At 35.9% G+C, this 14,027-nt stretch carries 8 protein-coding genes and 1 pseudogene; 3 read left to right on the top strand and 6 right to left on the bottom strand.

What is annotated here, in order from left to right:
* Positions 1–440 precede the first annotated feature (440 nt).
* Positions 441–2,246 (bottom strand): translation elongation factor 4, encoded by a 1,806-nt coding sequence (lepA, locus tag ACFIMW_RS02090; protein WP_375607987.1) that lies wholly within the window; start codon positions 2,244–2,246, stop codon positions 441–443.
* A 448-nt stretch (positions 2,247–2,694) separates the two neighbouring features.
* Between lepA and ACFIMW_RS02085 the strand changes: the two are divergent.
* A pseudogene (locus ACFIMW_RS02085) lies at positions 2,695–2,817 on the top strand (integrase); the annotation flags it as partial.
* A 1,035-nt stretch (positions 2,818–3,852) separates the two neighbouring features.
* Here the strand turns inward: ACFIMW_RS02085 and ACFIMW_RS02080 are convergent.
* The 4 genes from ACFIMW_RS02080 to dnaK form a co-directional block, all read right to left on the bottom strand.
* On the bottom strand, positions 3,853–4,767 hold the full coding sequence (locus ACFIMW_RS02080; RefSeq protein WP_375606150.1) for a DMT family transporter: 915 nt from the start codon (positions 4,765–4,767) through the stop codon (positions 3,853–3,855).
* A gap of 32 nt (positions 4,768–4,799) precedes the next feature.
* Positions 4,800–5,705 (bottom strand): acetylglutamate kinase, encoded by a 906-nt coding sequence (gene argB / locus ACFIMW_RS02075; RefSeq protein WP_375606149.1) that lies wholly within the window; start codon positions 5,703–5,705, stop codon positions 4,800–4,802.
* A gap of 1,887 nt (positions 5,706–7,592) precedes the next feature.
* The gene (gene dnaJ / locus ACFIMW_RS02070) at positions 7,593–8,735 is read right to left on the bottom strand and encodes a molecular chaperone DnaJ (RefSeq protein WP_375606148.1); all 1,143 of its coding nucleotides are present in this window, start codon (positions 8,733–8,735) and stop codon (positions 7,593–7,595) included.
* A 158-nt stretch (positions 8,736–8,893) separates the two neighbouring features.
* Positions 8,894–10,786 carry a molecular chaperone DnaK gene (gene dnaK / locus ACFIMW_RS02065; protein ID WP_375607944.1) on the bottom strand — a complete coding sequence of 631 codons (1,893 nt, stop codon included), beginning with the start codon at positions 10,784–10,786 and terminating at the stop codon, positions 8,894–8,896.
* Positions 10,787–11,768: 982 nt separating this feature from the next.
* Here dnaK and ACFIMW_RS02060 point away from each other — a divergent pair.
* Positions 11,769–12,323, top strand: coding sequence for a copper chaperone PCu(A)C (locus ACFIMW_RS02060; RefSeq protein ID WP_375607943.1), 555 nt, complete (start codon positions 11,769–11,771; stop codon positions 12,321–12,323).
* Positions 12,324–12,431: 108 nt separating this feature from the next.
* On the opposite strand, the gene lysM is transcribed toward ACFIMW_RS02060, so the two are convergent.
* Entirely contained in the window at positions 12,432–12,887 is a 456-nt protein-coding gene (gene lysM, locus ACFIMW_RS02055; RefSeq protein ID WP_375607986.1) for a peptidoglycan-binding protein LysM, read from the bottom strand.
* Positions 12,888–13,272: 385 nt separating this feature from the next.
* Here lysM and ACFIMW_RS02050 point away from each other — a divergent pair, with 385 nt between their 5' ends.
* Positions 13,273–13,995, top strand: a complete 723-nt coding sequence (locus ACFIMW_RS02050; RefSeq protein WP_375607942.1) for a response regulator transcription factor — start codon at positions 13,273–13,275, stop codon at positions 13,993–13,995.
* Positions 13,996–14,027 lie beyond the last annotated feature (32 nt).

The raw sequence follows: 14,027 nt of genomic DNA, 5'->3' as shown, positions 1-14,027 counted from the left end.
GGCGTGTGGGTAAGAAACACTTCAAGAAAAGAGTGAAATACCTTTAATGAATTCTCTCTATCGCCAAGAGCTATCATAATATTTTGAGCTGAAAAAGAGTATGATGGGTGCGCTTTGCACCTTTCTGACGCATAAAGATGTGGCGCCAAATGGGTTTCATGTAATTTACAATGAATTTCACGTTATATTTTGTTGCAGCCCCCGTTGTGAAATGAAGTTTGATGTATTGAGAGATGTTTCTTTGAAACAAGTGCACAAACGTGCAACACAACAAATGTATTTTGTTTAAAGCATTCTGTTTTACGTGAGAAAGTGACACCATTCGCAATACACAAAAACATGAAGCACAGTGCGATTCTATTTAAAAGTGTTCTTTAAGCACCTGAACCAATCGACAAAAGCAAAAGCGCAACCAATGAGAGAAAATATTCCTTTTTCCATTATTTATTCATTTTGAGCGCTTGGATAAAAGCCGATTGTGGAATTTCTACTTTTCCAAATTGGCGCATCCGCTTTTTGCCTTCTTTTTGCTTTTCCAAAAGTTTGCGCTTACGCGTAACATCACCCCCGTAACATTTCGCTGTTACATCTTTACGCAAAGCACGAATTGTTTCGCGCGCTATAACCTTACCACCAATAGCCGCTTGAACTGGAATCTGAAACATATGCTGAGGAATAAGATCTTTCAGTTTTTCACACATGGAACGCCCGCGCTTTTCTGCAATCGTGCGGTGCACAAGCATAGACAATGCATCTATAGACTCTCCATTTACCAAAATAGACATTTTAACTAAATCCCCTTCTGCATAATCTGTCATTTGATAATCAAAAGAAGCATAACCCTTTGAAATCGATTTTAGCCGATCATAAAAATCAAAAACAACTTCATTCAGTGGTAAATCATACGTTACCATAGCACGAGTTCCAACATAGGACAAACCAACCTGTACCCCGCGCCGCTCTTGGCATAGTTCTAAAATTGACCCAAGATAATTATCAGGAGTCATGATTGTCGCCCGAATCCATGGTTCTTCTATGGAAGAAATTTTAACCACATCCGGCATATCTGCTGGATTGTGCAACTCTTTAACAGAACCATCATTCATATTCATGCGATAAACAACCGAAGGTGCTGTCGCAATTAAATCCAAATTAAACTCACGCTCTAATCGCTCTTGAATAATTTCAAGATGCAGAAGCCCCAAAAAGCCACAGCGAAAACCAAAACCCAAAGCCGCGGATGTTTCCATTTCAAAAGAAAAACTCGCATCATTTAAGCGTAATTTGCCCATGGCTGCACGCAAATCATCAAAATCGGCAGCATCAATTGGAAAAAGTCCACAGAAGACAACAGGTTGCGCCGGCTTAAAACCAGGCAAAGCATTTTCACAAGGACGACGCTCTTCAGTAATCGTATCCCCAACCCGTGTGTCTGCTACCTCTTTGATAGAAGCAGTGATAAAACCAATCTCACCTGGTCCTAATTCATCAACCTGTACCATTTTAGGTGTAAAAACCCCAACGCGCTCAACTGGATATTTTGCTCCTGTACCCATCATACGAATGGTTTGGCCTTTTTTTAAAATACCATCTATCACCCGTACCAAAACAATGACACCAAGATATGCATCATACCAGCTATCAACCAACATTGCTTTCAAGGGATTTGCAACATCGCCTGTACGTGGAGGTGGTAATTGTGCAACAATTGCCTCCAAAACATCAGGAACACCCAAACCTGTTTTTGCTGATATTTCTACTGCTTGAGATGTATCAATGCCTATCACATCTTCAATTTGTTCTTTAACACGCTCAGGTTCTGCTGCTGGAAGATCAACTTTATTGAGAACAACAACTAACTCATGGGAATTATCAATGGCTTGATAAACATTTGCTAATGTCTGCGCCTCTACGCCTTGGCTTGCATCCACCACTAACAGAGAACCTTCACAAGCTGCCAATGAACGCGAAACCTCATAAGCAAAATCCACATGACCAGGTGTATCCATAAGATTTAAAATATAGGTTTCACCATTCTTTGCCTTATAGTGTAAACGTACCGTTTGTGCTTTAATAGTAATTCCACGTTCACGCTCAATATCCATGGAATCGAGTACTTGTTCTTTCATCTCACGTGTTTCAAGCCCACCTGTTATTTGAATCAAACGATCAGCTAAAGTGGATTTGCCGTGATCAATATGCGCCACGATGGAAAAATTACGAATATAATTACGATCTATTGTCATATAAGGCGATTTAGCAAAGAATAATACAAAACGCAAAGACCAATTATGCTCCGGCTTCTATCAAAAGAATATAAACCTAAAAAGCTTCTCAAAACACAACTTTTCATAGACTAAAAAATGAGGCTTTTGTTTGCTAAATTAAATCCAAGGGTGCTAAAATGATCTTTTCACATCTTGTTTGATAACTCATATGCTGGCATTATATAATAAGATATTGATTTATAAATATAATTTAGCATTATTTATATTGAATTAGAACCTTGAGTACCGTAAGATTCTCTCATTTCAAATCTGTATATCTTGAATCAATTAAAATCACTTACTTGCACATTACAAGCGGCATGAGTGTGTGGATAAAATTTTATATAAGAAAGAACTAAAAATGGCTCTTATGAACCCGTTTTAATGCAAGAGCTGTCGGCAACACCCACGAGCTGGCAAATAGTGTGATGGTGCCGACTTACTTTTTCATAAGCATAAAGATGGGGGTGCTCAATGGATTTACCGTTATACTATTCATAGGCACCGTCGCGAAATGGGATTGAGAGCGTTAAGAGATGTTTCTTTAAAATAAGCCCGTGAATATGCAACGCAATAATGGATGCGTATATCACTAAGGCTTTCAATAAAATGCGCAAGAAATGCTTTTTATTTGTGCGCAATAATCTGTTTTTTTCAGCAATCTTATAAAATAAAATGGATATTGAGAGAGATAATTTTCTTCTCAATGTTTAAAACTTTAGAAATAAGCTTTATTGAGTAAAGTTTTTATGCCCTTTTATACAACGCCTTTCTTCTTTCATTAAAGATAAAAAAACATCAAATCTCTTCTATTAATTTGGTAGTGTTTTTATTTATAATGACTATTTATTGTTTTGCAAATTAAATAAAAACCCTGAATATCGCGAACCTTTTTCATCTTAAGCTTGCTTATAGTAAATTAATCAAATTTTTTACACATTACAAACAGAAGTGGACAAACAGGACTGGTGTATGGATAAAGCCGTTTAAGGAATGAGTAAAATACTTCTTAATAAACTCTTTCAAGTACCAAAACTTGTCGTAATGGTAATTGATAAAGAAAATAATGCTATTAACTTTAATTTTTTATTTTAAGTAAAAATGGTGATATTTCATGGCCTTTATACATTTCACATGGACCATCAATGGGTACAATATCCATTGAGAAAATATGTCTTTTAAAAAAGTGCGTTAATATACACCATTATGGGGGCTGCTTTGAGCGTTTCTATTTTGCATGGGAGTTAAAGAACAAAAGGAATAACGTGCGACAGTGCATAGTTTTCATTATTCAAAAATATTACCGTAGATGTTTTTGAAAGTTGTTAAAGCCGAATTTAAAAATGATCGTAAAGATGCGTATTAATTTTCACTTTTACAACTTAATGCTTAGCTCAATGAAGTTTGTTTTTCCTTTTCAGAGGTTAGAAAACAGATAGAAGCATACTCTTGCTCCAATTTGGCATGCAAAAGCTGGAATAATTTATAGAATTCTTAATCATCTTAATATTAAAAAAAACTTTAAAAATGAAAACTCTACAAGCAAAAATCTCGTGCAATAAAATCATAATAAAAAAATGTATAGCTAATCAATTTTTTTAATTGCTTTATTTTTTTTACGCCATTGTGAAGGTTGTAATTCAGCCACAATGATCCCAATAAGAATAAGCAAACCGCCCAATAAAGCTAAGGGAGATAAACGTTCTCCAGCCAAACGCCCAACAATACCAGCCCATACCGGTTCACCTGCGTAAATGAGTGTCGCACGCGTAGGGGAAATAGACTTTTGTGCCCAATTCATAGCTAATTGAATGATGGCACTCATTAATGCCAATCCTATACCAATATTAAACCACACCCACGAAAATTCAGGAATGCTTTCACCCATCAAAGGCATACAAGCAAATGAAAAAAAACCACTAAAAAATAACTGAATAATGGTTACACGCCGACTATCAACCTTGTTCGCAAAAATTCCGATGAGTATGACTTCTCCAGCAATCGCTAATGCACCTAACAAAGTCAAAATTTCACCTTTTGAAAAATCAAAACTTCCAGGCTTTTGTCCTGAAATGAATACAAGCCCAATAAAAGCGAAAACAATACCAATCCAACATGCTAAACGGGGAGGTTTTTTAAACACAATCCATTGCAAGATTGGAACCATCGGTACATAAAGCGCTGTGATAAAAGCCGACTGACTACTAATAATCGTTTGAAGTCCAGCAGCTTGAAAAGCATACCCCAAAAACATGGCTAAACCAATCGCCATCCCAGCAAAAACTTCATAAACAGTTATCCTTTTTATAGAGCGCCAAAAAATTGCCCCACATATAAGAGATGCAACAATAAAACGAAATCCAACAAAAAATAAAGGACCGCTATAGCGTACAGCAATGTGAATGACTAAAAATGTAATGCCCCACAATATTGTCGCAGCAAATAGTGCCAATTCTGGTTTACTTAATAAAGGATATTTAAACTGTTTTATACTTTTCATGAAAAGCCTTCTCCTTCAATTTTCCGCACAATTTATGAAACAATAAGCGTTCCAATTCCCTGTTCGGTAAACAGTTCTAGTAAAACAGGATGAGGGGTTTTACCGTTTAAAATGACAACACCTTCCACACCATTTTGAAGGGCTTTTATACAAGTCTCTACTTTTGGGATCATGCCTCCTGAAATTGTTCCATTTTTGATAAGTTTCTCAGCTTCAGAAACTGTCAATTCTTTTAAAAGTTTACCCTGTTTATCCAAAACACCAGGAACATCAGTGAGAAATAAAAGGCGTTTAGCCTCTAATGCACCAGCAATAGCTCCAGCAAAAATATCAGCATTAATATTGTAAGTTTTACCATCGCGTCCTGGAGCCACAGGAGCAAGAACTGGTATCATTTCAGAACATGCTAAGAGATCTAGCAATGTGCGATCAACTTCAATAGGCTCACCAACAAACCCCAAATCTAAAACACGTTCAATATGAGAATCAGGATCAATGACAGTTTTATAAGCCTTTTCGGCAAAAACCATATTGCCATCCTTGCCGCATAATCCTATTGCCCATTCACCCTCAGCGTTGATGAGAGCAACAATTTCTTTGTTTATGGATCCCGCTAAAACCATTTCAACAACTTCAACAATCCGTTCATCGGTTACCCGTAAACCGTTTTCAAATCGTGATTCAATTCCCATTTTCATTAAAATTTTAGCAATTTGAGGTCCACCACCATGAACAACAATAGGATTAATCCCTGATTGCTTTAATAGAGCAATATCACGCGCAAATGCTCGTCCCAAAGCGGGATCACCCATAGCATGGCCGCCATATTTTACCACGACCGTTTCATTTTCATATTTTTGCATATAAGGTAAAGCAGACGATAAAAATGCTGCTTGTTTTTCCAAAACATCTACATCATCGTTTTTAGCATCATCCATCAATAGAGCCTCCTCATCACTTTTTACCATCTCTTAATGAAACTTAGGAAAAGTGAAAACAATAAAACCAAGCTTTACTCTATCCATCCCCCTGAAAATCGTCAATTTTCTTTTAATTTACGAAGATGAAACACAAAAAATGTCCTTTAAAAATTGACCGTAAAAAATTAAACAAAATAGGTGTCAAAAAACGTCATTACTTTATGATCTTATGTATAAAATTGAAAAGCAAAATTTTGAAAATTTTTTAAGCGACGCCCTATATTCAATTCATTAATTTATACCTATGGATACTTAACAATGAATAGAAATATATACAACCATTGATTTTATAAGATAAAAGCAAAATTTTCTTATCATAATAAAATTAACCTATCGCCAAGATAAGAAACTACTCAACCGCTTTAGTAACCTATCTCAATTTTTCTTTAATGAAATTGTCAAACGAAGTTCGACCGGAGACTATAACTTTGGTTTTAAAAATTTGACTTTTTTCAATCATTAAACATGAGAAAATGTCAATTAAATATCCCTTTATGAAGAATTATAATGCGTTGATTTATAATAATAATTTATATATTTATAGCGTAAAACCCTAAATGAGAAGTCTGAATATAAGAATATTTTGTCATTTTAACTCTCACATTTCAAATCAATAAAAACCGTTGGCTTGTACGTTACAAATGAACTTGGTATTATAAATACTATAGAAAGCTTAAAATACCTCTTATTAATGCTCTCAATAGCAAAAGATGCAGCAATGTTTGAAACGAGGAATGATAGTGTCAACTTACGCATACATGAGCGTAAAAAGAGTGGTGTACAATGAAGTTTTATACCCTTTCAAGCACCATCGCATGCAATCGGGGTACATCCATTAGGAAATGTTTCTTCAAAACAAGCGTATAGATTTGTAACACAATGATCTTCTGTATGGGCGTAAGAGATTTACCTCTATTAAAGATCGCGAAAACAAAAGCGTGAGGGACTATGTATTCCATTATTAAATACTACTTTGAATATTTCTGAAAGGCGCAAAGCTAAGTGAAAAAGAAGTGGCAAAGCTGGAATTTTCTACTTTTATGCTTTTATATTCTCCTCAACTTTAGCTATATCCTCGTTGCAAAAATTACTTAAACAGATATATACAATACTCTTGTTTCACTCCGACATAAAAAAGTTGCAACAGTAAAGAACATACTGAACTGCCTTAACATTTATCCATTTATCTCAAACATACTGCTCCATGAGATCTGAATTGATTTACAGATAACAGCAAAAGCAAGCGCTTTATTAAAATACAAAACCAAATCCACAATCTAAAAAGACATGATTACTGCTAAAAGCTGAGATGAAGCATGTAAAAGTTATTTTGAATAAGAATAACCCGTATTTTAAGGAAAGCAGTGGTTTAAGGCTATGAAAATGCCAGAAATAAAATCGGTTATAAGAAGTTGATACTTTATTTGAAAAAGATGAATTGCCTAACAGCTTATTTAGCGTTTCTTGGCAAGCTGCTAACTATTTTATAGTTTTATTTATAGAGCCTTTAAAAAGAAATTTTGAGTGAAAAAATAAATACAAAAAATACTGAATGCATAAAGACAGCCATCATGACACCGGCAATATTTATTATCAATCACTCAATTGCGTTCTTATATGGATAAGCCCTTTTTAAAATGTCATAGACATTCAAAAATAAGACTTATCCATAAAACTCATGAAATATAAAAACTATCAGCAGCAGGAGTTTATCCTAAATTAGCTGTCTCTCTCTTTTCTTTTTAAAGAAAAAAATGCTTTTCAAAGATAATGAGACAATAGAACACTTAATGAAAATAACTTTCCCACAGTTCTCTCTAATTATTCTGAGAACATTCACATATTTTAACCAGAAATATTTTCAAAAAATTCTTTCATCCGTGAAAAAAAACCATGTGATTGCGGTGAATTTTCATGATTTGAGAGCTTTTCAAATTTTTGCAACAATTCACGTTGTTCTTGCGTTAATTTCTGCGGTGTCTCAATCGTGATATGGATGTAAAGATCACCCCTTGCTTGCTGACGGCGCAACATGGGCATACCTTTGCCTCTAAGGCGGAATTGACGTCCATTTTGTGTTCCTTCTGGGATCTTAACACGTGCTTTAACACCATCAAGGTCGGAAACTTCAAACTCTCCTCCTAAAGCAGCTGTTACCATTGAAATAGGAACGCGACAGTGAAGATCTGCTCCTTCTCGCTGAAAAAACTCATGCGGTTTAATGGAAAGAAAAATATAAAGATCACCATTGGGGCCACCACGAATACCAGCATCACCCTCACCAGAAAGGCGAATACGCGTTCCATCTTCAATACCAGCTGGAACATTTACGCTCAATGAACGTTTTTTCTCTATACGCCGTGTCCCCTGACATTTGGGGCACGGATCGGTAATAGTTTCACCCCGTCCATGACATGTAGGACATGTCCGCTCAATAGAAAAGAAACCCTGTGCAGCACGCACACGTCCAGATCCATGGCATGTTCCACAAACTTGCGGCTTAGAACCCTTTCTCGCTCCTGATCCTTCACAAACATCACACGTAACGGAACTGGGAATATTAATTTCTGCAGTTTTTCCTGAAAATGCCTCTTCTAAAGTCACTTCCATATTATAACTCAAATCTGCACCACGTTCGCGACTATCACCACGCTTACGGTGGGTCCCTCCCATAATCTCACCAAAAAAGTCTTCGAAAATATCCGCAAATCCACCACCAGCAGCAAAACCACTAAAGGGATTTGCTCCCCCTTGACCACCACTATTTTCAAAGGCCGCATGGCCAAATCGATCATAAGCAGCACGCTTCTGGGGATCTTTAAGAACTTCATAGGCTTCGCCAATTTCTTTGAATTTTCGCTCTGCCTCTTTATCCCCCGCATTGCGATCAGGATGATATTGCATTGCCAATTTACGAAAAGCAGATTTCAACTTTTTATCATCACATTCGCGAGTCACGCCAAGAATTTCATAATAGTCAACCTTCATCATGTATTCCTGATAATTTTTCTGTCATCCAACTTTATGGATAATATTGCTTTTAATTTATATTTTTAGCAACAAAGTTGCAACTTATCTCAAATAATAAAGCCCAGCCTTATATTTCAAAGGCCGGGTTTATAAATTAATCAACACATACGCTGACACTATTTCTTCTTATCATTAACTTCTTCAAAATCAGCATCGACAACATCATCATTCTTTGTTTCTGTTTCAGTATCCGCGCTCGCTGCTTGTGAAGCTTCATACATAGCCTGTCCAAGTTTCATACTGACTTCTGCTAATTTTTGCATCTTTGTTGCTATCTCTTCCGTATCACTGCCTTCAAGCGCAGATTTCAAATCAGAGATTGCTGTTTCAATCTGTCCCTTTTCTTCAGCTGATACTTTATCGCCATATTCATTGAGCGACTTTTCAGTTGAATGAATAAGAGCCTCCGCTTGATTTCTAGCTTCAACACCTTCACGGCGTTTTTTATCCTCAGCCGCGTGCTCTTCTGCATCCTTTACCATTTTTTCAATATCAGCATCACTTAAACCACCTGATGCCTGAATACGAATTTGATGCTCTTTCCCTGTTCCCTTATCCTTGGCCGAAACATTAACAATACCATTCGCATCGATATCAAAAGTAACTTCAATTTGAGGTATACCACGTGGTGCTGGAGGAATACCAACAAGATCAAATTGAGCCAATAACTTATTATCACTTGCCATTTCCCGTTCACCTTGGAAAACACGAATCGTTACAGCACTCTGGTTATCATCAGCCGTCGAAAAAACTTGCGATTTTTTCGTCGGGATAGTGGTATTGCGCTCAATAAGGCGTGTGAAAACCCCACCCAAGGTTTCAATACCCAAAGATAAAGGTGTTACATCTAGCAACAACACATCTTTGACATCGCCTTGCAATACACCTCCTTGGATGGCAGCGCCCATTGCAACCACTTCATCAGGGTTAACGCCTTTGTGTGGATCCTTACCAAAGAAGTTCTGCACAACTTGCTGAATCTTAGGCATACGTGTCATACCACCCACTAAAACAACTTCGTCAATCTCACCAGCCTTTAATCCAGCATCTTTCAACGCAGCTTTACAAGGTTCGATGGTACGCTGCACTAAATCGTCAACGAGAGATTCAAATTTTGCCCGAGTCAATTTCATTGTTAAGTGCTTGGGACCTGATTGATCTGCCGTGATAAATGGTAAATTAATTTCTGTTTGCTGTGACGAAGAAAGCTCAATCTTTGCTTTTTCTGCTGCTTCTTTTAAGCGCTGTAAAGCGAGTTTATCATTTTTCAGATCAATTCCTTGCTCTTTTTTGAATTCATCGGCAAAATAACCAACCAAGCGCATGTCAAAGTCTTCACCCCCTAAAAATGTATCCCCATTGGTTGACTTAACCTCAAAAACGCCATCTCCAATTTCAAGGACTGAAATATCAAATGTACCACCACCAAGGTCGTAAACAGCAATTGTTTTTCCATCCTTTTTGTCCAAACCATAAGCTAAAGCAGCAGCAGTTGGCTCATTAATAATCCGTAAAACTTCAAGTCCAGCAATTTTACCTGCGTCTTTCGTGGCTTGACGTTGCGCATCATTAAAATAAGCAGGAACCGTAATAACGGCTTGTTCAACTTTTTCACCAAGATAAGATTCTGCTGTTTCCTTCATCTTTTGCAAAATCATAGCTGAAATTTGTGACGGAGAATATTTCTTTCCCGCCTCTTCAACCCATGCATCACCATTGTCACCTTTAACAATTTTATAAGGAACAAGCGCTTTATCTTTTTCAACCATAGGGTCATCAAAACGGCGCCCTATCAAACGTTTAACTGCAAAAACTGTCCCTTCAGGATTTGTCACCGCCTGCCGTTTAGCAGGTTGCCCAACAAGCCGCTCCCCCCCATCAGTAAAGGCAACAACGGAAGGTGTTGTTCGCGCTCCTTCTGAGTTTTCAATAACTTTTGCATTTTTGCCATCCATAACAGCCACACAAGAGTTCGTTGTCCCCAAATCAATACCAATTACTTTTGCCATATTATAATCTCCATTCAGCAAGCTACCTCAACCTTTATAAAGCATCTTTTTAAGACAGCTCCTCATAACACTTAAAGCCCATATATTGCTTCAAGCAACATAAAATAATAATAAACTGCAAGTCGCAACAAGCCTTGCTGCCTCGTATATAAGAACAGGCTTTTATTGCTACAAGAGAATAATGAGAGAAACATCTCCAAAATAAAAAATTTCTTTTAAAATAGGCACTCTAATGACCTATAAATACCATATTTATGAAAGACTTGAGATTATAATATATTTTTTTTGCAATTCTCAAAAAATATATCTTTCTATAAAAATTAAAAAATAAAAAGAGTGATTGCACTTTTGTTCTTTATCTCCCACCTTTAATAAAAAATACTCACATAAAAGCTTTTTAAAAATATCGCTTAAAGGCGAATAACTTATATCATAAATATTATAACCCTTCCTTAAACTAAAGTAGATGTCATATCTTATGAAGCTATTTTTTACGAGACTCTTTCATAGTGTTAAGCAGCGCTTTTCCAAATACGCATATCAGTAAAGACATTCTCTATCAATCTCCTCTCAAAAACTCCTCTTCTAATGGCCTCATTGTTCACTGCTATTTGAAAGCTGTGCTCTAAATCCACCTAAAAAGCTTTTTTACTTGTATAATTCTGAAATTTGAAAACATATAAAAATGCACAAAGATATCGCAATATTAAGCTTTGATAAAGTATATGATCGGTTTGTTTTGTCTATATTAAAAAAATAGTGATGCATTATAAATTTTATTAAGACAAACACGGAAGCATTGAGAAATTTTTTGTCGTTGTAAACTTTACTGTCTTCTTTTAAAATCGCGAAATTCTATGATTTCTATTTTTATATTAAAATCAATTTAAGTTTAATAATTCTCTCTTTTATTTTAAATAAGAACTCTGCTAAAATAAAAAAGTACATTTAAAATGTGAATTTTATGAAGGAGGGTGAATCAATGATGACATCTATTATTAAGAAAATAATAAATCTCATCTTTAAGAATACAATACATGCACAATATCCATACAAAAAAGTTATCATAAATATTGTGTGTGCTCTTCTCTTTTCTGCTATAATTTTGCCAGCAAATGCTCAACAATATCAACTTGGTGACATAGAAATTCTCAATCCTTGGACACGAGAAACGCCTAGAGGTATAAGGATTGGTAGCGGTTATCTCTACATTATTAATCATAGTAATACCCCAGACCGTTTGGTTTCTATTTCAACAAACGGCGTAAAAACAACAGAGATCCACTCTATGGCAGTTGTTAATGATATTATGAAAATGGAAAAAATGCACAATGGCATTGAAATTCCAGGAAATGGCGAAATTACGCTTAAGCCTGGTGGTGATCACATTATGTTTATGGGACTTTCACAACCATTCAAGCTAGGTGATAAAATTAGTGCAAAATTGACATTTGAAAAAGCAGGAACTATTAATGTTGATTTCTCTGTAAATGCTATGAAAGCGATATCACCTTCTAAATCCATTCCTGCTCATTAAACTCCTTTTATTATAAACATACATGTTATAAAAATAAGGAGCGTGAAATTTTTTCATGCTCCTTATGTTTTGTTTAATGCCATCAGTCAAAATTATTCCTTTTATGAATTAAGTATGGCCAATTTCAGGAATACGCAAAACTTGCCCAGGATAAATTTTATCGGGAGATTTTAGCATTGGCTTATTGGCTTCAAAAATAAATGTGTTTTTATCACCTTGCCCTTTTCCATAAACCTCTTCAGCAATTTTCCAAAGATTATCACCAGATTTAACCTCATAAAAGTGAGAAGTCTTTCTAGGCGTCGTATCTATAACCTTTAATTGATCTACACCTACAGAAGAGATACCTTGTGAATTACCAACAACAAGAAGTGCTTTTTCAAGTGTTGCTCTATCTGAAACCTCACCGCTTAAAATAGCTTTGCCATCTTTAACTTGAACATTTACTTTTTCTGTACCGAGTTGAAAATGATCAAATGCTGCCTTAAAATCTTTTTCTGTTGGTTCATGATCCCCAATACCTAACTTTTCCCCTACAGTTTTAATAAAATTAAAAAATCCCATTATGACCTTCTTTCGTGTAACAGAAACAAATTTTTGTGTATATATCGCCACATTCTTTTCTTTGCTCTTAAAACACATAGGCGGATTTTTTAAACTTCAACAATCAAAACTAAACCTGTTCAATTCTGGGACAAAGACACTAATAAACTATGCACTAAACTTTGATAAAAAAGCTTTTATGAAAATTTTCTCTCAAACGAAGGGATCTTAATAGACGTAGAAACATTATAAATTATGAAAGCAAAACAAGATTTTACAGTAATGACAAAAGGGTTTTTACTTTGCTACAATTTGTATCATATTTGTTTTGCAAAAAAAATGTGAACTCCCATATAAACAAGTGTGGGTAATTTGCTACCACAGCAATAGAAAGGTCTAAGAAACCATGAAAGATACACCAACAATCACGCAAACGATTGTACTTGTTGATGATGATCGCAATATTCTGACGTCTCTATCTTTTGCGCTTGAGACAGAAGGATATCGGGTTGAAAGCTATACAGATGGAGCATCTGCACTCAAAGGTCTCACACTTCACCCCCCACACTTGGCTATTTTTGATATTAAAATGCCCCGAATGGATGGAATGGAGCTCTTGCGCCGTTTGCGTCAAAAATCTGATCTCCCAGTTATTTTTCTGACCTCTAAAGATGATGAAATTGATGAATTATTTGGTCTCAAAATGGGCGCTGATGATTTTATTACGAAGCCTTTCTCTCAACGTCTTCTCATTGAACGTGTGAAAGCTATTTTACGCCGTTCCAATGCACGTAACCAACCGCCTTCTACAGGAACTGCTTCCACCTCTTCTCTTAAACGTGGAGATCTTGTGATGGATCAAGAACGTCACACCTGTACATGGAAAGATAAACCTGTTATTTTAACTGTTACAGAATTTTTGATTCTGCAAACCCTAGCACAAAGACCAGGAGTTGTAAAAAGTCGTGATGCTTTAATGGATGCTGCCTATAGTGATCAAGTTTACGTAGATGATCGCACCATTGATAGTCACATTAAACGTCTGCGTAAAAAGTTTAAACAAGTGGATGATGATTTTGCAATGATTGAAACACTTTATGGTGTAGGTTATCGTTTTCACGAGGTATAAAACTACTTTGTCGCAAAAATTTGAACGGCAAT

Source organism: Bartonella sp. AC329YNZD, from assembly GCF_042196685.1.
GTDB lineage: Bacteria > Pseudomonadota > Alphaproteobacteria > Rhizobiales > Rhizobiaceae > Bartonella.
Note: the sequence above shows the minus strand (reverse complement) of the source record. Positions and strands in the feature narration are given on the sequence as shown.